Source organism: Pseudonocardia sp. HH130629-09, from assembly GCF_001294645.1.
In the GTDB taxonomy this organism is placed as follows: Bacteria; Actinomycetota; Actinomycetes; order Mycobacteriales; family Pseudonocardiaceae; genus Pseudonocardia.
The window spans coordinates 4,267,159-4,286,921 of record NZ_CP011868.1 but is presented as its reverse complement, the minus strand read 5'-3'; the positions used below and the strand labels follow the sequence as shown (position 1 = coordinate 4,286,921).

The 19,763-nt window shown below is 69.6% G+C and carries 14 protein-coding genes, 1 tRNA gene, 4 pseudogenes and 1 other annotated feature; of the genes and pseudogenes, 11 read left to right on the top strand and 8 right to left on the bottom strand.

The window, feature by feature from the left end; genetic code table 11:
* Positions 1-47: 47 nt before the first annotated feature.
* A complete protein-coding gene (locus XF36_RS19705; RefSeq protein WP_060713100.1) occupies positions 48-776 on the top strand; it encodes a FadR/GntR family transcriptional regulator in 729 nt (242 codons plus the stop codon).
* A gap of 121 nt (positions 777-897) precedes the next feature.
* Positions 898-1,830: a TrmB family transcriptional regulator gene (locus tag XF36_RS19700; RefSeq protein ID WP_238588967.1), complete on the top strand. Its 933-nt coding sequence runs from the start codon at positions 898-900 to the stop codon at positions 1,828-1,830.
* A 29-nt stretch (positions 1,831-1,859) separates the two neighbouring features.
* Here the strand turns inward: XF36_RS19700 and XF36_RS19695 are convergent, their stop codons facing one another.
* Positions 1,860-3,866, bottom strand: coding sequence for a S9 family peptidase (locus XF36_RS19695; protein ID WP_060713099.1), 2,007 nt, complete (start codon positions 3,864-3,866; stop codon positions 1,860-1,862).
* A gap of 86 nt (positions 3,867-3,952) precedes the next feature.
* On the opposite strand from XF36_RS19695, the gene XF36_RS19690 reads away from it, so the two are divergent.
* Both XF36_RS19690 and XF36_RS35750 read left to right on the top strand, forming a co-directional pair.
* Positions 3,953-4,025, top strand: a tRNA-Ala gene (locus XF36_RS19690).
* 320 nt (positions 4,026-4,345) lie between these two features.
* Entirely contained in the window at positions 4,346-4,549 is a 204-nt protein-coding gene (locus tag XF36_RS35750; protein ID WP_060713098.1) for a helix-turn-helix domain-containing protein, read from the top strand.
* Between the two features lie 279 nt (positions 4,550-4,828).
* Here XF36_RS35750 and XF36_RS19680 read toward each other — a convergent pair whose 3' ends face one another.
* Positions 4,829-5,188: an ImmA/IrrE family metallo-endopeptidase gene (locus XF36_RS19680; protein WP_060713097.1), complete on the bottom strand. Its 360-nt coding sequence runs from the start codon at positions 5,186-5,188 to the stop codon at positions 4,829-4,831.
* Between the two features lie 361 nt (positions 5,189-5,549).
* Between XF36_RS19680 and XF36_RS19675 the strand changes: the two genes are divergently transcribed.
* Both XF36_RS19675 and XF36_RS19670 read left to right on the top strand, forming a co-directional pair.
* Entirely contained in the window at positions 5,550-6,761 is a 1,212-nt protein-coding gene (locus XF36_RS19675; protein WP_238589343.1) for an IS256 family transposase, read from the top strand.
* A gap of 153 nt (positions 6,762-6,914) precedes the next feature.
* Positions 6,915-7,658 carry a VirB4 family type IV secretion system protein gene (locus XF36_RS19670; RefSeq protein ID WP_060713096.1) on the top strand — a complete coding sequence of 248 codons (744 nt, stop codon included), beginning with the start codon at positions 6,915-6,917 and terminating at the stop codon, positions 7,656-7,658.
* Between the two features lie 2 nt (positions 7,659-7,660).
* On the opposite strand, the gene XF36_RS19665 is transcribed toward XF36_RS19670, so the two are convergent.
* Entirely contained in the window at positions 7,661-8,743 is a 1,083-nt protein-coding gene (locus XF36_RS19665) for a DUF3644 domain-containing protein (protein ID WP_064485652.1), read from the bottom strand.
* A gap of 524 nt (positions 8,744-9,267) precedes the next feature.
* Between XF36_RS19665 and XF36_RS19660 the strand changes: the two genes are divergently transcribed.
* Positions 9,268-10,611: a helicase HerA domain-containing protein gene (locus XF36_RS19660; protein WP_145981428.1), complete on the top strand. Its 1,344-nt coding sequence runs from the start codon at positions 9,268-9,270 to the stop codon at positions 10,609-10,611.
* On the opposite strand, the gene XF36_RS19655 is transcribed toward XF36_RS19660, so the two are convergent.
* Positions 10,564-11,046: an IS3 family transposase gene (locus tag XF36_RS19655; RefSeq protein ID WP_060713093.1), complete on the bottom strand. Its 483-nt coding sequence runs from the start codon at positions 11,044-11,046 to the stop codon at positions 10,564-10,566. The genes XF36_RS19660 and XF36_RS19655 overlap by 48 nt on opposite strands.
* 236 nt (positions 11,047-11,282) lie before the next feature.
* On the opposite strand from XF36_RS19655, the gene XF36_RS19650 reads away from it, so the two are divergent.
* From XF36_RS19650 to istB, 3 genes and pseudogenes are all read left to right on the top strand, one after another.
* Entirely contained in the window at positions 11,283-12,056 is a 774-nt protein-coding gene (locus XF36_RS19650) for an HARBI1 family protein (RefSeq protein ID WP_060714460.1), read from the top strand.
* Between the two features lie 189 nt (positions 12,057-12,245).
* A pseudogene (istA, locus tag XF36_RS19645) lies at positions 12,246-13,505 on the top strand (IS21 family transposase).
* Positions 13,502-14,353 carry an IS21-like element helper ATPase IstB gene (istB, locus tag XF36_RS19640; protein ID WP_060713594.1) on the top strand — a complete coding sequence of 284 codons (852 nt, stop codon included), beginning with the start codon at positions 13,502-13,504 and terminating at the stop codon, positions 14,351-14,353. The pseudogene istA and the gene istB overlap by 4 nt, the downstream one beginning before the upstream one ends.
* Before the next feature lie 74 nt (positions 14,354-14,427).
* Here istB and XF36_RS19635 read toward each other — a convergent pair.
* From XF36_RS19635 to XF36_RS19625, 4 genes and pseudogenes are all read right to left on the bottom strand, one after another.
* Positions 14,428-15,288 (bottom strand): annotated as a pseudogene (locus XF36_RS19635) (IS3 family transposase); the annotation flags it as partial.
* Positions 15,220-15,351 (bottom strand) — a sequence feature (AL1L pseudoknot). Its footprint overlaps the pseudogene before it by 69 nt.
* 17 nt (positions 15,352-15,368) lie before the next feature.
* Complete coding sequence (locus tag XF36_RS19630) at positions 15,369-16,520, bottom strand: IS30 family transposase (RefSeq protein ID WP_060710806.1); 1,152 nt, start codon at positions 16,518-16,520, stop codon at positions 15,369-15,371.
* A gap of 137 nt (positions 16,521-16,657) precedes the next feature.
* Positions 16,658-16,810: pseudogene (locus XF36_RS35925) on the bottom strand (IS3 family transposase); the annotation flags it as partial.
* Between the two features lie 91 nt (positions 16,811-16,901).
* A complete protein-coding gene (locus XF36_RS19625; protein ID WP_238589343.1) occupies positions 16,902-18,113 on the bottom strand; it encodes an IS256 family transposase in 1,212 nt (403 codons plus the stop codon).
* A 501-nt stretch (positions 18,114-18,614) separates the two neighbouring features.
* Here XF36_RS19625 and XF36_RS35740 point away from each other — a divergent pair.
* A pseudogene (locus XF36_RS35740) lies at positions 18,615-19,664 on the top strand (recombinase family protein); the annotation flags it as partial.
* Between the last annotated feature and the right edge of the window lie 99 nt (positions 19,665-19,763).

Here is a 19,763-nt window from a genome sequence, read left to right as displayed (position 1 = left end):
ATATGTCTTTTCCGGTGCTCGGCATCGTGAGGTGGCACGATTCGACCGTGAGCGGCGCGACGGAGGGCACGGGACTGCACGCGGACGTCCTGGACCGGCTCGGGACCGCGATCGCCGCAGGCACGATCGGCCCCGGTGAGGTCCTGCGGGCCGAGGAACTGGGCGACCGCTACGGGGTGTCGCGGACCGTGGTCCGGGAGGCCGTGCGGGTGCTGGAGTCGATGGGCCTGGTGCGCAGCAGGCGCCGGGTCGGCACCACCGTCTCCCCGCGCGGGCAGTGGAACGTGCACGACCCCAGGGTGATCCGCTGGCGGCTCGACGGCCCGGGCCGAGACGAGCAGCTGCGGTCGCTGTCCGAGCTGCGCTGCGGCGTCGAACCGCTGGCTGCCGAGCTGGCGGCCGACCGGGCGACCCCGGAGCAGTGCGGGGTGCTGGTCGGTGCGGTGATGGACATGACCGCGCACGGCCGCGCCGGAGACCTGTTCGCCTACCTGGAGGCCGACCAGCTCTTCCACCGGACCCTGCTCGCGGCCTCGGGCAACGAGATGGTCGCGGCGCTGGGCGACGTCGTCGCCGAGGTGCTCGCCGGGCGGACCCGGCACCACCTGATGCCCCGTCGTCCGGAACCGGAGGCGATCCGGTTGCACCGCGACGTCGCCGACGCCGTCCGGGCGGGTGACGCCCCTGCCGCCGGAGCGGCCATGCGGGAGATCCTCCGTGAGGCGGATGCGGCGATGCGGGCCGGCGTGACGCGCGCGCCCGATCAACGATTGTGATGATGGTGCGGATTCGGGTGTATCGATCGGTCGCCCGCGATCGACCTGGGGAGTGGACGCGGCGAGATGTCGCGGGACGGTGACGAACGATTGAGATGATCTTGTAATGGCCGTACGTCGGGTGACGGAAGAGCTCCAGCGACTGGGCTTGTCGGGCTACGAGGCCAAGGCCTACGTGGCGCTGGTCAGCGCGGGCGAGGCGGTCAACGGTTACGAGGTGGCGAAGCGGTCCGGGGTGCCGCGCAGCACCGTCTACGAGACGCTGGGCAAGCTCGTCGGCCGCGGCGCGGCCTTCGAGGTCCGTGCCCCCGACGGCACCGGCTACGTGCCGTTGCCGCCCGCGACGCTGCTGGAGCGCATGCGCCGCGACTTCGACCGCACGCTGGGCATACTGCAGAACGAGATCCCGCGGCTGACCGCGCCGCCGCAGGTGCGGCTGGTGCACTCGCTGACCGAGCGCCGGATGCTGCTCGAACGGGCCGAGGACGTCGCCGCCGCGGCCCGCTCCGAGCTGTACGTGCTCGGCTGGCCGGAGGACGTCGAGACGCTGAAGCCCACGATCCGCCGGGCCGAGGAGCACGGCGTCGACGTGGCCACGGTCGTCTTCGGCGTCGACGACGACCCGGTCGGCTGGCACATCGAGCACCGCTACTCGGCCCCGTCGGCGGTCGAGGACAACCTCGGCCGGCGGATGCTCGTCGTCGTCGCGGACCGGGACCAGGCCGTGATCGGGGGCCTCACCGCCGACCGCACCTGGGGCCTCTACACCGACGACCCGGCCGCGGTGCTGCTCGCACACCTCTACGTGCGTCACGACATCGCGATGCACCGCGTCGCCGACCGGTTCGCCGAGCACGGGTTCGACGAGTTCTGGGCCGACGACCCCGCCCTGCGACGGCTGCGCGAGCCCGTCGGCGAGCCGGTCCGGGCCGCCGACGGCGCACCGCGCTCGGTCGGCCCGGAGACCGACACCGTCGGCGGCCTCTCCGACCCCGACGATCTCGGCGACGCCGCCGACCCCGACGGGGACGACGGCCGGAGCCGGGCCGGCTGAGCACGGCCCCGCGCCCTCGGCCCGCGCCCTCAGCCCGCGGGCACCTGCGCCGGCCTGCGCCCGCCGAGGTGCCGGCCGAAGAAGTCGAGGATGATCTGCACCCGCTGGACGCGGTGGCGTGGCGACCCGTCCCGCGACATCCCGTGGCTCTCCTCCGGGAACCGCCAGTACTCCACCGGCCGCCCGAGCAGCCGCAGCGCGACGAACAACGCGTCGGCCTGCTCGACCGGACACCGCAGGTCGTCCTCGGAGTGCAGGATCAGCATCGGCACGTCGATGCCGCGGACGTGGTGCAGCGGGGACATCCGCCGGTACTCCTCCGGCGCGTCCAGCCACGAGCGGCCCAGCTCGTGGCCGAACCACCCGGCCGCGTCGGAGCTCCAGTCCAGCGACTCCAGGTTGTTCACCGCCCGCTCGCTGCAGGCGGCGGCGAACCGGTCGGAGTGGTGCGCGGCCAGCCACGAGGTGAGGTATCCGCCGTAGGACCCGCCGAGCACGCCCACCCGCTCCCGGTCGAGCTGGTCGAACTCCGCGAGGGCGCCGTCGAGCGCGGCGAGCACGTCGTCGGCGTCGATCCCGCCCCAGCCGGTCCCGGGCGCGGTCTCCGCCAGTGGGCTGCGGATCGCCCTTACCCGGTCCTGGGTGTAGCCGGTCGATCCGTGCGGGTTGCACCACACGACGGCGTAGCCGGCGCCCGCCCACAGCCGGAACTCGTCGAACCAGGCGTCGGCGTACTGGCTCATCGGGCCGCCGTGGATCGACAGCAGCACCGGGAGCCGGCCGCCGGCGCCGGTGGCGGGCTCGTCGGGCAGCAGCACCCAGGCGTCGATGTCGCCGTCCCCGGCCGGGGACGGCACGGCCAGCCGGTAGGGGGTGCGTCCGCGCGGCACGGCGTCGTGGAAGGGCTCGGTGAGCGCGGTGAGCCGGCGCAGCGACCCGCCGTCGGTGACGTGCAGCTCCCCGAGGTGGTCGTGGTCGGTGACCAGCACGACGGTGCTCCCGCCGGCGCGGTCGTAGGCGGCGACGGTCCGCGCGCCGGTCAGCAGCGCCTCCGCGGTGCCCGCACCCGGTCCGTCGGCCGCGACCCGGTACAGGTGCACCCCGCCGCGGTCCTCGCAGGACACCAGCAGGTGCCCGTAGTCCCAGATCGGGGCGCGGGCGCCGGGGTAGGGCCGCCAGGTGCGGTCGATGCCGGTCGCCAGGACGTCCTCGCGCCCGGTCGCGATGTCGACCAGCGCCGGCGACGCGTGCGCCGGAGCCGCCAGGTGGTCGTCGGAGGCCAGGGTGGCCAGCCGGGTGCCGTCCGGCGCCCAGGACGGGTGCGTGTGGTGCCGCCCGCTGCGGGTGAGCAGCCGCGGCTCGCGGCCGCCCGCCGCATCGACGAGGTAGATCCGCGCCGTCTCGTCCAGGTCCCAGTCCTGCTCGCGGTCCGCGACGACGGCGAGGGTCCGCCCGTCGGGCGACCAGGCGGGCGACGAGTGCTCGTACGGCCCGCCCGCGACGGCCACCGTGTCGCCGCCCCCGGCGTCGACGACGAACACCGTCGACGGGCGGTCGATGATCCAGCCCTCCCCGTCCAGCCGGCTGAACAGCCGGTCGATCCGGCGGGGTTCGCGGGCCCGGTCGTCGTCGCCGGTGGCCCACCGGGCCGCCCGCTCCCGGGACACGAACGCGATCCGGGTGCCGTCCGGCGACCACACCGGCTCGGAGATCCCCTCCGGACGCTCGCAGACCACCACCGGCTCGCCCGGGACGCCGATCGGCAGTACCCGCAGCCGTGCGCCGCCGCCGTCGCGCCCGGTGACGACGGCGAGCCGCGTCCCGTCCGGCGACCAGGCGGGGGAGGAGTCGCCGTGCTCGGAGCCGGTCAGCCGCCGCGGTGGACCGCTCCCGTCGGTCGGTGTGAGCCAGATCGTTGTCCGGTACCGGTTGGCGCCGAGGTCGACGCGGCGGACCGCGACGGCGACGTGCGCGCCGTCCGGGGACACCGCAGGGGCGCCGAGGGTGGTCAGTCGTCCGATGTCAGAGGGCTGCACGGGGTCGACGGTAGGTCGCGGCGCCGGGAGGGGCACCCCCCTTTCCGGGCCGGAAACCGGCCGGTGTAGTGTTCTTCATGTCGCAAGGGGCTGTGGCGCAGCTGGTAGCGCACTTGACTGGCAGTCAAGGGGTCAGGGGTTCGAATCCCCTCAGCTCCACCCATGAGAGCAGGCGGTACCACTTATTGGTGGTGCCGCCTGTTTCGCGTCTGACCTGCGGTTCTGCTGGACTTCTCGATCATGTGATGATCGTTTTATTTGATCATGGTTGTGTCCACTGTGGCGTCATCGTGGAGCAATCGTGGAGCACGCTGCTCCATGGTGCGAAGTGGGGTCAGGGTTCTGCTCCACGATTGTTGTGTCGTTCGGGTGAATCTGGTGTGCGTCGTTGCGGCTGGGTGCGGTACTGCGCTGGGGTATGGCCGTGGGCGTCGCATGATCATTTCGGCGTCGTCGGCCGGTAATGGGGTCAGGGGCTAGTGACGCCGGTGGCGGCGTGGCCGCCACGGCAGCCCGTTAGAAGGATCGGAACGGGCATCCTGCCAGCGGCGAAGCTGCAGCACGCCCGCACGTTGCGCGACGGCGGCGTGCACACCACGGCCCAGATCGCCGAGCTGGTCGGGTGCTCCCGGGCGACGCTCGACCGTGCGCTCGATGACACGGCAGCGACCGCGGTGGGCTGATCGGCGGCGACCGTGTCGAGCGCCAGGGCTGCGCCTCGAGCTGGTTGCGGGACGCCGGCGCCGACACCATCTCTGAGGCCGGGTCTGCGATCTCGGCGACCACCGCCCGGGTCCGGCGGGCCGCTTCGGCGGCTGCCGTCCGTACGCCGTCGCTGTGGTGGTCGTTCATATACACAGGATGCGCTCGCCTGCGATGCGGAAGCCGACGCCGGGCCGACCGATTGCCCCAGGGCGTGGTGGCGGTCCGCAGACGTGTCCGGGTGTCCGGTCACGTCCGCCTCACACTGCGCGCAGGTGGGAGCCGGATGGCCGAAACGGGTGGTCTTCAACCGTCTCCGGGAACCCGGCGAGCTTGGCGATCTCCGCGGGGGTGAGGCCCTTCGCCGCCATCGTGTCGCCGATGGCACGGGCGAGTTGTGGCCGCTCTCGCGGCAACTCGTCGCTGATCGGCTCAGTGGTTCGCCATCCCATTGCGCTGAACCGCTTGTAGAACGCCGTCCGCTGTGTGGGGGTCATGACCTTGAGGTGGTAGGCGCGCTCGATGATCGCTTGCATCGAGACTCCCCACTCGCGCTTGAGGTCGTAGAGCCGGCCCACCGTCAGGTTGCGCAGGTGCGGTCGGATCGACTCTGCGGGCATGAGGAGCTCCGCCGCGAACCCGTTCGCGTCGCCCTCGGGACTGTTTCAAGATCGGTGTTTTCGGCCCGACACGCCGGGCTGAGGTCCGGCGAGATGGGCACGGACAGTGAGCCTTTTTCAACCTGCCGTTCCGGCAGCTCAGGGGCCTGGTTGTGTGGGTGCAGACGCCGAGCTAGCGAGCCGGTGACCTGTGCAGCTGTGGTCAGAGCAGTTGCGCTGCAACCTTCGCGATCTCCTGACGCAGAAGCTCGCTGGTCAGGTTGAAAAAGGCTCAGTGATGACATCGGACCTTGTGGATCCAAGCGAGGGTGACCCGAAGCCTGCTCGGCAGGCGTCGGCGGAGCGGGCCGCTGCGGCGGCGATGGTGGCCGAGGCGAAGGCGCGCGGGCTGGCGTTGACCGGCCCGGACGGCCTGTTGAAGCTCTTTACCAAGAATGTTCTGGAAACGGCGCTGAACGAGGAGATGACCGAGCACCTCGGGCACGACAAGAACCGGGCCGACCCCGGCCGGGAATCCACCAACGTGCGGAACGGGTCCCGCTCGAAGACGGTTCTCTCGGATGCCGCGGGTGACGTGGAGATCGACGTTCCGAGAGACAGGGCCAGCACTTTCGAGCCGCAGATCGTGAAGAAGCGTCAGCGGCGCCTCACAGATGTCGACGAGGTCGTACTGTCGCTGTATGCGAAAGGGATGACGACCGGGGAGGTTTCCGCACATTTCGCTGACATCTATGGGGCGTCAGTATCGAAGGAGACGGTCTCGCGGATCACCGACAAGGTCGTCGCCGAGATGAATGACTGGGTTGGTCGGCCGTTGGATTCGGTGTACGCCGCGGTGTTCATCGACGCTGTCCACGTCAAGGTCCGGGACGGGCAGGTCGCCAACCGGCCGGTCTACGCAGCCATCGGCGTCACCGTGGACGGCTGCAAGGACGTGCTGGGGCTGTGGATGGGCGTCGGCAGTGAGGGCGCGAAGTTCTGGATGAGCGTGCTGGTCGACCTGAAGAACCGCGGCGTGCGTGACGTGCTGTTCCTGGTCTGCGACGGCCTCAAAGGACTCCCGGAGGTCGTGGCCAACGTGTGGCCGCAAACCATTGTCCAAACCTGCGTCGTGCACCTGATCCGAAACACTTTCCGGCTGGTGGGTCGACAGGACTGGGACGCGGTGAAGCGCGACATCAAACCAATCTATGCCGCGCCCAACCCGAATGCAGCACTTATCGCTATGGATGAGCTCGACGAGAAATGGGGCCGTAAGTACGCGGCGATGATCCGGCTATGGCGCAACGCGTGGGAAGAGTTCGTGCCGTTCTTGGACTACGACGTCGAGATTCGAAGGGTGATCTGCTCTACGAATGCGATCGAATCGCTTAACGCCCGCTACCGGCGCGCGGTGCGGGCGCGTGGTCATTTCCCCACTGAGCAGGCTGCGATGAAATGCTTGTATCTTGTGACTCGCAGCCTGGACCCGACCGGGACGGGCCGCACGAGGTGGACGATGCGTTGGAAGCCCGTGATCAACGCGTTCGCCATCACGTTCGGTGACCGCTGGCCGGGAGCCGAGACCTACTGAGCAACGACGCCGAAACACCGATCACGAGACAGGCCCGCCCCGCACCGCTGCTGGGCGACCTGCGCGACGCCCTCCTCCAACCCTCGTATCCGTCGGCACCTGGTGCGATCGCCCGCGCCCTCGACCCCGACGCCCGCCCCGAGGCCGGCTCCGGTGACGGGACAGCTGCCGAGGAACCGGCCGCCCCCCCGGACGGGAGACGGTGCCGGGCAAGTCGCCACCGACCTCGCGCGGCGGCTGCGGCCGTTCGTCGACGGCAGCCACTCCACCCTGTTCAACGGCCCCACCACCCACCCCGCCGGCGGGCACCTGACCGTGTGGTCGCTCAAGGAGCTCCCCGAGGCGCTGCGCCCGGTGGGGACCACGGTGGTGCTCGACGCGGTGTGGCGGACGGTGACCCACCCGCACGAGCGGCGCCGGCGGCTGGTCGTGGTCGACGAGGCCTGGATGCTGCTGACCAATCCCGCCGGCGCCCGGTTCCTGCTCCGCGCCGCCAAGGCCGCCCGCAAGCACTGGTGCGGTCTGGTCGTCGCGACCCAGGACACCGCCGACGTCCTGGCCTCCGATCTCGGGCGGGCGGTGATCACCAACTCCGCCACCCAGATCCTGCTCCGCCAAGCCCCCCAAGCCATCGACCAGGTCGCCACCGTGTTCGGGCTCTCGGCGGGCGAACGCAGCTTCCTGCTCACCGCCGAACGCGGCGACGGCCTGCTCACCGGAGGCGACCACCGGGTCGCGTTCGCCGCCCTCGCCTCCACCGAGGAAGACAAGCTGATCACGACGTCACCGCAGTTCTTGGCATGTCATCCAGAACTGCGGACTGACTCCGGCTACGTCGTCGTCAAACCCGGTTCAGGTGGACCGCGGCCGACCGAGCATGGAGGTCGACGGTGGTAGGTCTACCCGGCACGGCACCCCGGCTCCGCGCACCTTTCCCACGAGCGCGTACTGCGCTTCGGCGAATGAGCCGCCCCGACGGCTTCGAGATCATCGTTGTCGACTGCGTCGCGCATCATGCGGTAGGCGTTGTCGGAGTACCGACGTTGCTGCACTGCGCCGAGCTCGAACAGATGGCTGCAGCGGTCGTCCTCGTCGATGCGCAGATGGCGGCGCAGTGCCGTGCTTCTCGGCATGGAGATGGCGAGCGCTTCGGCGAGGTCGGCCGGCGAGCGGTGGTACTTCTTAAGCAGGTCGACCTCGCGGATCCCGGCTGCAGGGATGGAGTCGTCCGCAACGTAGCGCACGGGCGCGCCGCCGGTCTTGGTGAGGTGATCGGTGAAGTGTACACCTTCGCCGTCGATCGCGGTGGCGATCTCGTCGAGTCTGGGGAACACCTGGTCGCGCGGGTGGTTGTCTCGGACGGCGCGCTCGACTCGGGTGACGTCCCGGTCCGACACTATGGCATCGGGGTCCACATGAGCCTCCATCGCCAGCAGAGTTCGCAGACGTGCCCGTGCCTCGTGCCCGGCCCTTCGACCGGGTTGCAGCAGCGCCGCGATCTGCGAGTACTCCTCGTCGAGGATGAAGGCGAGATCATGCGGCGGGTCGACGGAGAGCGGAAGGACCCGGCCGAGGAGGTGCTCGGCCAGACTCTCACCGAACACCCGCTGCAGCAGCTCGTCGAACAACGTCACTCCGGCGCGCGCGTGCAGGTAGAGCAGTTGCTCGGGCACGAGATTGAACCAGTGCTGTTCGTCGTCGCGCATGGCGTCGATGGCGCGCAGGGTGCCTGCGTCGGCGTCGGCGAGCTTGATGATGGGGTTCTCCGCGGACAGGCGCAGGCAGCGCTCGAACCCGATGGAGCGTCCGGTCTCGCTGTCGAACACCCGCTTCTCGCGGGTCTGGACGAGGGCGGCCTTGAGCAGCATCTCGAAGGCATGCTGCAGATGCAGCAGGACCCGGGTTGCTCGTCCGGCCGCGTGCGGGGAGTTGAAGGCCTCGATCGTGAAGATCAACGAGTCGAGCGCCTTCTGCTTGAGCACCCGGCTCTCCTGCTTGAGCCTCATCTGTCTCCCCACCCCCGGTCCTCACATCGTTGTCAGACACCTGGTGTTAACACGAGCCGCGGTCCGACGGGACGGCTGCGTCGTCTACCGGAGCACTCGACCGAGCGCCACGGCGAGCGGTCCCTGGCCCGCCCCGCGATCCAGTCCACGGCGGGTAGTCGCCTGGCGGAGGTTGATGTTGATGTTGACCGACCCTGTTCTGTCCGTTCCTGGAGGACAGGACAGCCGACGTGGTGAGACCTGTGTTGATGCCATTGAACTTGAGCTCAACGACTGGGTTCGCGACGGTTTCCTCGGCTTTGTGGGGCGGAGATCTCCTGCGAGGTGTATCGGGGTGGGTCGCTGCGTACCTGCGCCCGCTGTTACTCGCAGTAGCTGTTGTCTCCTTGGTGGCGGTCGGGCTGTGGGTGGTCGGGCGGATGTGGGATCGCCGGGCGTGGGCGGAGGCGTCGCGGGTGGAGGTCTTGGCGCCGCCGCGGGTGGACCCAACCGGAGCGGTGGTGTTCTGGCAGCACCTGCTCGGCCTGCTCCGTCCCCGATGGACACTGCGCCCCGCCCCGCACGTGGTGTTCGAGTACCGGTTCAGCGCCGACGGCATGCAGATCGCAGTGTGGGTTCCCGCTACCGTCCCCGCAGCTCAGATCGCCGCCGCCGCGCGCAGCGCCTGGCCCGGCACCCGCACCACGATCACCCTCACCCCGCCACCGCAACCTCGGCAGGTGGGGGTGGCGGGTGGCCGGTTGCGGCTGGCGCGCCCGGCCGCGCTGCCGCTGCGGTCCGAGCATCGCCTGGACCCGCTGCGCGCGCTGATCGGCGCGGCAACACCGCTGACCCCGACCGAGGGAGTGCGGGTGCAGGTGCTGGCCCGCCCGATCTCCGCTGCCCGCCTCGCCACCCTGGTCCGGAACCCGCGGACGGCCGACCTCGGAGCCAGGATCCTGGGTGGGGCCGCCGCCGTGATGGCCGCCCTGGCGCAGGAGATGGTCTCGACCGCGGTCCACGGCCCCACCCACACCAGCCGATCCCACCGGCGGGCGAGCGTGGGGGAGCGGGGCCCGGCGCGGCTGGTCGCCTCCGCCCAGGACCGGGCCGCCGCGAGCAAGGCCCACGGCGCCGGCGGCGGACACACCGTCGCCGTCCGCTACCTCTGCACCGTCACCCCCACCGGCCCGGGCCGGGATGCGGCGCGCACAGCGCGGGCGCGGGCGGCCCGGCGGGCGCGGGCGGTCGGCGCGGCGTTCGCCCAACACTCCGGACACAACCACCTCAGACGCCGACCCCTCCACCGCCCGCAACACGCCATCGAGCGGCGTCGCCTGCGTCGTGGGGACCCGATGTCGGTGCCCGAGGTCGCCGCGCTGGCGCACCTGCCCACCGACGACCACGTCTCCGGCCTGCAGCGTGCCGGGGCCGCCGCTGTCGCGCCGCCTCCGCAGGTGCCGGTGGGTGGGGTGGGTGTGCGGCTGCTCGGGGACTCCGACGCCGTCCCCGAGCGCCCGGTCGGGTTGTCGGTCGCCGACGCCCGACATCACCTGTGGGTTCTCGGGGCGACCGGGGCGGGGAAGTCGACGCTGCTGGTCCACCAGGTCCTGGCCGACGCCGCCGCCGGGCGGGCGGCGATCGTGATCGACCCTAAGGGCGACCTCGTCGACGACATCACCGCCCGCCTCCCCGACCACACCCGAGACCGGCTGGTCCTCCTCGACCCCGACCAACCCGGGCAGGACGGTCGGTGGCCGTGTCTCAACCCCCTCGACCCACTCGGACTGCGGTTCCCCCGAGATCGTGGAGGGTTCTTATGCCGCGTCTCGGGTGAGGGCGGCGTTCTCGTAGTTGATCGGTGAGAGCCCGGCGGCGGCACTGTGTCGCCGCCGGTGGTTGTAGAAGCCGTAACACCAGTCGATGACCGCCGCCCGCGCCCTACTGATGGTGTCGAAGTCGTTGCGGGACAGCACTTCCCACTCCAGGCTGGAGAAGAACGCCTCCGCCGCGGCATTGTCGAAACACGACCCGACCCGGCCCATCGACTGACGGATGTCGAGCCGCCGACACAGAGCGGTGAACGCGCCCGCGGTGTAGGTCGACCCGCGGTCGGTGTGGAAGATCACCCCGGCGATTCGGTCCGCCCCGCCGCGGGCCGCCACCGCCATCCGGATCGCCGCACACGCCAGCTCGGCGTTCGGGTGCAGCCCCGTGGCCGCGCCGAGCAGCCGCCGCGAGTACAGGTCGATCACCGTGGCCAGATACAACTTCCCGGCCGCGGTGGGGATCTCGGTCATGTCCCCGACCCATCTGCGGTTCGGCTCGGCTGAAGCGCCCCGGGTTCAGTGAGCCTTTCCCAGTGGTGGGGAGCGGCTGGCGGCGACACGCCGGGGGCGTGGAGGTGCTCAACGAGGGTGCGGGACCCCAGTAGAAGAGATCGGTCCGCTCAAAGATCGACTCACCACCGAGGTCCCGCGTGCCCGATCCTGTCACCTACACCGCCGTGCTCCCGATCGGGGAGCCCACCGCGTCCATGTTGTCGCGGCTGTTGGCCGAGGAACGCCTCCGGCGCGGGACCCGCAGCGGGCGTCGGGCGCTGGACTGTGACCGCCACGCGGTGCTGGTGCTGCGCTGGTTCCTCGACGCGACCCGGGTCGCCCAGCTCGCCGCCGACAACCAGCTGAGCCTGTCGAGTACCTACCGCTACCTGCACGAAGGCATCGACGTTCTGGCCGCCGCCGCGCCTGGACTGCCCGGCGCGCTGCTCGCGGCCCGCACCGCCGGGCACACCCACGTTCACCTCGACGGCACCGTGATCCACACTGACCGCTCCCGCACTCCCGGACCGACCCCGGGAGTGGATCTGTGGTGGTCGGGTAAGCACCACGTCCACGGCGGGAACGTTCAGGTCCTCACCGCGCCTGACGGGTGGCCGTTGTGGACCTCCCCGGTGCGCCCGGGCCGCGAGCACGACACCACCTGCGCCCGCGGTCACCCCGGCCTGCTCGACGCGATCGAGGGCTGGACCGACGACACCCACGTCGTGCTCGCCGACCTCGGCTACGAGGGTGAGAACACCCGCCTGACCTGCCCGTTCAAGACCCCCACCGGCGGCGGACTGTCGGTGGACAAACGCACCGTCAACACGCTGCACTCCGCCGTCAGGGCTGTGGCCGAACGCGGGAACTCCCTGCTCAAGACCACCTTCAAGGCGCTACGCCGGGTCAGCTTCTGCCCCTGGCGGATCGGCGCGATCACCGCCGCCGCGCTCGTCCTGCTCCACGTCGAGCACGACCGAACCACATGATCAACCAGCACCTACTGGGAAAGGCTCAGTGGAGGCTGAGTTCTCCCGAGATCGGAGTGTCTCGGGCTGGTTGGTGAGCGTAGTAGTTCTGTTCGTACTCGATCGGCGGCATGTTGCTGTCGACGACGGGCTCAGACTGACCCCCTAGCGTCGGCTTGGGATTGACCCCCTCTGCACGACGCTGAGGGGGTGTTGTCGGTGGAGGACTGGGCCGAGATCCGTCGTCTGCATCGGGCCGAGGGTGTCCCGATCAAGGAGATCGCCCGCCGGCTGGGGGTGGCCCGCAACACGGTGCGCTCCGCGTTGCGGGCGCCGGGCCCGCCGAAGCGGGAACGGGGCCCGCGGGGATCGCTGGCGGATGCGGTCGAGCCGCAGGTGCGGGCATTGCTGGCGCAGTTCCCACGCATGCCGGCCACGGTGATCGCAGAGCGGATCGGGTGGGAGCACTCGCTGACCGTGCTCAAGGACCGGATCCGCCAGATCCGCCCCGAGTATGTCGGGATCGACCCGGTCGACCGGGTCGCCTACGCACCGGGCGAGATCACCCAGTGCGACCTGTGGTTCCCCGAGACCACGATCCCCGTCGGCCCAGGCTAGGAACGGGTCCTACCGGTGCTGGTGATGACGCTGGGCTACTCGCGGTTCTTGTCCGCGACGATGATCCCCTCGCGCCAGGCCGGGGACATCCTGTCCGGGATGTGGCAGCTGATCAGCGACGTCGGGCGGGTGACCCGCACGCTGGTCTGGGACCGGGAGTCTGCGATCGGCGGGACCGGGCGGGTCTCGGCACCGGCCGCTGCGTTCGCCGGCACTCTGGCCACCCGGATCCGGCTTGCCCCACCGCGGGATCCGGAGTTCAAGGGGCTGGTCGAACGCAACAACGGCTACTTCGAGACCTCGTTCCTGCCCGGACGTCGCTTCGCCTCCCCAGCCGACTTCAACCACCAGATCGACGACTGGCTGGCCCGGGCCAACACCCGCACCGTCCGAGCGATCGGCGGCCGCCCGGTGGACGTGCTCGCCCACGACTACGCGGCGATGACTCCGCTGCCGCCGCTGGACCCGCCGATCGGGCTGGCCCAGCGGATCCGGCTGGCACGGGACTACTACGTCCGCGTCGATGCCAACGACTACTCCGTGGATCCGCAGATGATCGGCCGGTTCGTCGATGTCGCCGCCTCACCGCGCGAGGTCGTCGTCTACTGCGCCGGCCAGGTCGTCGCCCGTCACGACCGCAGCTGGGCCCGCCACGCGGTGATCACCGACCCGGCGCACCAGCACACCGCCGCGGCGATGCGCCGCGCCCTGGCCCACGACCGCAACACCCGACAGGCCGCAGCACGCCGTCACCTCGACGGCCACCCGGTGACCCTGCGCGCACTGCCCGACTACGACGCCCTGTTCGGTGTCGACTTCGTCTCCACTGCCGAGGAAGCGAGCAGCTCATGACAACCACACCACCGAAGATCACCACCGACCCCGCTGGGAGCTCGGGGCCGGCCGGTCCGGTGCTGGCCGCGGTCCCCGACGGACTGCCGGCGATGATCGCCTACCTGACCCGGGTCCTGAAGACCCCGACCATCGCGGCCAGCTGGGAACAGCTTGCCGCCCAGGCCCGTGAGGAGAACTGGTCGCACGAGGAGTATCTGGGCGCGCTGCTGCAGCGCCAGGTCGCCGACCGCGAGTCCAAGGGCACGGTCATGCGGATCCGCACCGCGCACTTCCCCCAGGTCAAGACCTTGGAGGACTTCAACCTCGACCATCTGCCCTCGCTGCGCCGCGACATCCTGGCCCACCTGGCCACGAGCACGTTCGTCGCCAAGTGCGAGAACGTGATCCTGCTCGGCCCGCCCGGGATCGGGAAGACCCACCTCGCGATCGGGCTCGGCGTCAAAGCCGCCCACGCCGGCTACTCGGTCCTGTTCGACACCGCCAGCAACTGGATCACCAGACTCGCCGCCGCGCACCAGAGCGGCCGGCTCGAGGCCGAGCTGAAGAAGATCCGCCGCTACAAACTGATCATCATCGACGAGGTCGGCTACATCCCGTTCGACCAGGACGCAGCGAACCTGTTCTTCCAGCTCATCGCTTCCCGCTATGAACAAGGCAGCGTCATGGTCACCAGCAATCTGCCCTTCGGCCGCTGGGGCGAGACCTTCTCCGACGACGTCGTCGCCGCAGCCATGATCGACCGCCTCGTCCACCACGCCGAAGTCCTGACCCTGTCCGGGGACTCCTACCGCACCCGCGCCCGACGCGAGCTCCTGGCCAAACACAACCGCGCCAGCAACGACTGACCATCACCACACCACGCCGGGGGTCAGTTCCAATCCGTCGCTACGGGGTCACTCCCAACCCGCCGTTGACAGTTGCCGATCATGGAGTGCAGCCGCTGGGTGTTGAACCAATGCACCCAGCTCGCGGTGGCCAGCTCGAGATCCTCGACCGCACGGATCGGTCCGTCACGGCGGATGCACTCGGTCTTGTAGAGCCCGATCACCGACTCGGCCAGGGCGTTGTCGTAGCTGTCACCGACCGAGCCGATCGAGGCGATCGCGCCGGCCTCGGCGAGGCGGTTGCCGTATCGGATAGCGCAGTACTGGCTGCCTGCATCGCTGTGATGGATCAACCCGTCCAGGCGCCCGTCGGTCGTCTGACCTGCGCTGTCACGGGTCCACAACGCCATTTCCAGAGCGTCGAGCGGGAGCTCGGTTGGCATCGAGGAAGCGCAACGCCATCCGACGATGCGTCGGGAGAACACGTCGGAGACGAACGCGGTGAACACCATCCCCGACCAGGTCGGCACGTAGGTCAGATCCACTACCCAGAGCCGGTTGGGTGCGGCGGCGGTGAAGTCCCGATCGACCAGATCCGGCGCCCGGGTGGCCTGTCGGTCGGGTCGGGTGGTCAGCACTGGCGCTCCGCGGCGGGCGCCGCGTAGGCCCAGGTGGCGCATCAGCCGCTCGACGGTGCAGCGGGCGACCGGAGCGCCGTCGGCGCCCGGGACGCCGTCTCGGCGCAGCTGGTGCCACATCTTGCGGGCTCCGTAGACCCCGCGGCCCTTGGCTCGGTCCCAGAACGTGGCCTCGATCGTCTCGGCCAGCCCGGTGTCGGAGCGCGCTCGCCGCGACGGCGGGCGGGTCTTGGCTGCGTAGTAGCCGCTCGGGGCGATCGTGGCGCCGTGCTGGGTCAGCACAGCACAGATCGGCTCGACCCCGAACCGGCCCTTGTGGGCGTCGATGTAGTCGACGATCACCGCAGTCGGCGGTCGAGCTCCGCCGAGGCGAAAAACGCCGACTTGGACTCAACCGGTCAGCGCAACAGTGCTCCGAATCTATCAGCCGGGGTGTCGAAATCAAGCGTTTTGCGCGGTCGGGTGTTGAGGCGTTCCGCGACGCGGTCGAGTTGGGCCTGGGTGATGTGGTCGAGCCGGGTGCCCTTCGGGAAGTACTGGCGTAGTAGCCGGTTGGTGTTCTCGTTCGTGCCACGCTGCCAGGGGCTGGCCGGGTCGGCGAAGTAGACGTCCAACCCGGTCCGGGCGGTGACGATGGTGTGGCGGGCCAGTTCCATCCCGCGGTCCCAGGTCAGCGACTTGCGGACGTGTTCGGGCAGTCGGGCCATCTGCCGGGACAGTTGGTGGGCGACGGTGTGCATGTCGCGCCCTCCGAGCGCGACCAGCACGGTGAACCGGGTCGCGCGCTCGACCACGGTCGCGATCTGGGTGGTGCCACGCCCGAGCAGCAGATCACCTTCCCAGTGCCCGGGCACCGCCCGATCAGTCACCTCGGCGGGCCGGTCGTGGATGGAGACCGCGCCGGGGATCTGCGAGCGCCACTGCCCACCGGTGGTGTTGTGCACGTTACGCCGGATCGGACGGCCCGACCGCAGGTGTTTCTGCAGGTCTTTGGCCAGCACACCGCGGGTCTGCACGAACAGCGACTTGTAGATCGTCTCGTGTGACACCCGCATCCCCGATCCCGGAGCGTAGTGCTTGGCCAGGTGCCCGGCGATCTGCTCGGGCGACCAGTCCTCACCCAGTCTGGCAGCGACGAACCCACACAGCAGCGGACGACGGGCGAGCAGACACGTCTTGGGGCGCTGGGCCCGGCGCCAGGCGCGGTCCTCGGCGTCCACAGCACGGTAGGCACGCCGACCCTTGTTGCGGGCGACCTCCCGGCTCACCGTCGAGGCCGGACGACCGAGCCCAGCCGCGATGGCCCGGATCGAACGATACTGGGCCAGACCACGAGAGATCTCCTCCCGCTCGGCCGCGGTCAGCGTCCCCGGTCGGCGACGACGTGATGGCGGCACGTAGCCACCGGTGGACTTGAGCACCGTGAACACCGACCCCGGCGGGCGTCCGATCGCCCGAGCGATGTCACTGATCGACTCCCCACGCCCCCACCGGACCCACAGATCCGCGCGGTCGGCATCGGACATCCCAGGTCGTCCCAGTCGCGCCATCCCACACCCCTATCATGATCAACTACCCGGGTGTTGCGCTGACCGGTTGAGTCCAAGGAGGCAGTCTTGAGGATCTCATTCGCCCGCCGCAGCTCGGCGTTCTCCCGCCGCAGCCGGGTCAACTCGTCGCGGTCCTCGGTCGTGACCCCGGGTGTCAGACCGTCGTCGATATCGGCCTGCTTGCACCAGCCCCGCAGCGTGTCGGGAAGGATCCCCAGCTGCGGTCCGATCCGCTTACACGCGGCGTTGACCGACAAGCCGGGCTCCTGCTGGCGTGCTTCCCGGACCATGCGCTTGGCCCGCTCACGCATCTCGTCGCTGAACTTCCTCGGTGCTGTCAACGGCGGGCCTGTCTCGTGATCGGTGTTTCGGCGTCGTTGCTCAGTAGGTCTCGGCTCCCGGCCAGCGGTCACCGAACGTGATGGCGAACGCGTTGATCACGGGCTTCCAACGCATCGTCCACCTCGTGCGGCCCGTCCCGGTCGGGTCCAGGCTGCGAGTCACAAGATACAAGCATTTCATCGCAGCCTGCTCAGTGGGGAAATGACCACGCGCCCGCACCGCGCGCCGGTAGCGGGCGTTAAGCGATTCGATCGCATTCGTAGAGCAGATCACCCTTCGAATCTCGACGTCGTAGTCCAAGAACGGCACGAACTCTTCCCACGCGTTGCGCCATAGCCGGATCATCGCCGCGTACTTACGGCCCCATTTCTCGTCGAGCTCATCCATAGCGATAAGTGCTGCATTCGGGTTGGGCGCGGCATAGATTGGTTTGATGTCGCGCTTCACCGCGTCCCAGTCCTGTCGACCCACCAGCCGGAAAGTGTTTCGGATCAGGTGCACGACGCAGGTTTGGACAATGGTTTGCGGCCACACGTTGGCCACGACCTCCGGGAGTCCTTTGAGGCCGTCGCAGACCAGGAACAGCACGTCACGCACGCCGCGGTTCTTCAGGTCGACCAGCACGCTCATCCAGAACTTCGCGCCCTCACTGCCGACGCCCATCCACAGCCCCAGCACGTCCTTGCAGCCGTCCACGGTGACGCCGATGGCTGCGTAGACCGGCCGGTTGGCGACCTGCCCGTCCCGGACCTTGACGTGGACAGCGTCGATGAACACCGCGGCGTACACCGAATCCAACGGCCGACCAACCCAGTCATTCATCTCGGCGACGACCTTGTCGGTGATCCGCGAGACCGTCTCCTTCGATACTGACGCCCCATAGATGTCAGCGAAATGTGCGGAAACCTCCCCGGTCGTCATCCCTTTCGCATACAGCGACAGTACGACCTCGTCGACATCTGTGAGGCGCCGCTGACGCTTCTTCACGATCTGCGGCTCGAAAGTGCTGGCCCTGTCTCTCGGAACGTCGATCTCCACGTCACCCGCGGCATCCGAGAGAACCGTCTTCGAGCGGGACCCGTTCCGCACGTTGGTGGATTCCCGGCCGGGGTCGGCCCGGTTCTTGTCGTGCCCGAGGTGCTCGGTCATCTCCTCGTTCAGCGCCGTTTCCAGAACATTCTTGGTAAAGAGCTTCAACAGGCCGTCCGGGCCGGTCAACGCCAGCCCGCGCGCCTTCGCCTCGGCCACCATCGCCGCCGCAGCGGCCCGCTCCGCCGACGCCTGCCGAGCAGGCTTCGGGTCACCCTCGCTTGGATCCACAAGGTCCGATGTCATCACTGTCCGTGCCCATCTCGCCGGACCTCAGCCCGGCGTGTCGGGCCGAAAACACCGATCTTGAAACAGTCCCGATCAGGTCACCGGCAAATGCGCAGAAAGAATGGATCAGGTCGATAGCGGTCCCGGATCCGGCACCGGTCGGCGTTATCATCGACATGCGAATGGGCGCCATCGGCGACATTCCACGGACTATTCTTCTCCGCAGTCAGGGGAGTCGGGAAAGAATGGTGTTTCGGGGCGATTGTTCGTCGACGGGGAGATCGTCACTCCGGCGTCGGAGTCCGAGTGTGTGGTGGTACGTGCAGAGCAGGCACGCGTTCTGTGGGAGATCAACGAGTGGATGCGGACGCACCGCCGGCCCCGGTGACGGGCGGCGGACAGCGGTGGTCGCGCAGGTCGGAGAGGACGGTCGAGATGGACACCCAGCGCGGTACAGCGCCGGAGGTGCTGCGGCAGTGGATGCAGCACGGCCCCGGCGCCGCGACCCACGCCACCCCAGCCTCAGATCCCGGTTCCGGGGGACCGGCGGTGCGAGTGGCCTTCCTCGGTCGCACCTCGGGTGAGGAACAGCAGGACCCGGTCGGATCGATGCTGCGCCAGCTCTCCACCTGCCGGGCCGCGTTGCCCGAAGGCTGCGTGGTGGTCGGGCACTTCTACGACGTCGAGTCCGGACGCATCGATCTGGCCGAACGCGGCCGCGGACTCGCGAGCGTCGAGGTCCCCATCCCCCGTGACGGCGGGGTGCAGGATCTGCTGGCACGGGCGGAGTCACCAGACCCGGGGTTCGAGGCGGTGATCTGTGAACAGATCGACCGGATCGCCCGGCGCGTCTACTACGGCACCATGATCGAACACCGTCTCCAGGCGGCCGGGATCGCGTTGTGGGCGGCGGATGAGACCATTCACGTCGGCGCCCGAAGCGACGCGATCGTCCCGGCATCAGTGCTGACCCGGCGTGTGAAACAGAGTGTCGCCGAATGGTACGCGCTCGACATGCTGGCCCGCGCCCGCGGCGGATTCGAGACCCACACCGAACAGGGCTACTCGGTCGGGAAACCCCCGTACGGGTACCGCGGAGAGACCGTCACCGTCGCCGGGAAGGCGATCACCGACACCGGGGGCGGGCACCGGGGGAAAGGCCGCGACGGCGCGCGGACCAAGACACGGCTGCTGCCCGACCCCGTCGAGGGTCAGGTCGTGCAACGGATCTTCGGCTGGCGGGTCGGGGAACGACTCGGCTACCAGGCGATCGCCGACCGGCTCAACACCGACCTCGTCTCGAACCCGCCGCCGACCCCTCCCGACCCGACCCGCGCCGTCGGCGCCTGGACGGCGTCCAGCGTGCGGGAGGTCCTGACCCAGCCCAAGCACACCGGGTACATGGTGTGGAACAAGCAGGCGACCAAGACCCGACGTGGGGCGCTGAACCCGCTCTCGGAGTGGGTGTGGTCCTCAAAACACACCCACGAGGCGCTCGTCGAGCTGCAGACCTGGATCGCCGCCCAGGAGATCGCCGCCCGCCGGTTCGGATCCCGCACCGCGCCCGGGAAGAGCCCACACCCG

Bases quoted from the DNA above. Each gene is read 5' to 3' on its own strand.
- XF36_RS19675 (WP_238589343.1), top strand. From the start codon at position 5,550: ATGGTGGCCGAGGCGAAGGCGCGCGGGCTGGCGTTGACCGGCCCGGAC.
- XF36_RS19680 (WP_060713097.1), bottom strand. From the start codon at position 5,188: ATGCCCGCAGAGTCGATCCGACCGCACCTGCGCAACCTGACGGTGGGC.
- XF36_RS19650 (WP_060714460.1), top strand. From the start codon at position 11,283: ATGTTGTCGCGGCTGTTGGCCGAGGAACGCCTCCGGCGCGGGACCCGC.
- XF36_RS19655 (WP_060713093.1), bottom strand. From the start codon at position 11,046: ATGACCGAGATCCCCACCGCGGCCGGGAAGTTGTATCTGGCCACGGTG.
- istB (WP_060713594.1), top strand. From the start codon at position 13,502: ATGACAACCACACCACCGAAGATCACCACCGACCCCGCTGGGAGCTCG.
- XF36_RS19625 (WP_238589343.1), bottom strand. From the start codon at position 18,113: ATGGTGGCCGAGGCGAAGGCGCGCGGGCTGGCGTTGACCGGCCCGGAC.
- XF36_RS19630 (WP_060710806.1), bottom strand. From the start codon at position 16,520: ATGGCGCGACTGGGACGACCTGGGATGTCCGATGCCGACCGCGCGGAT.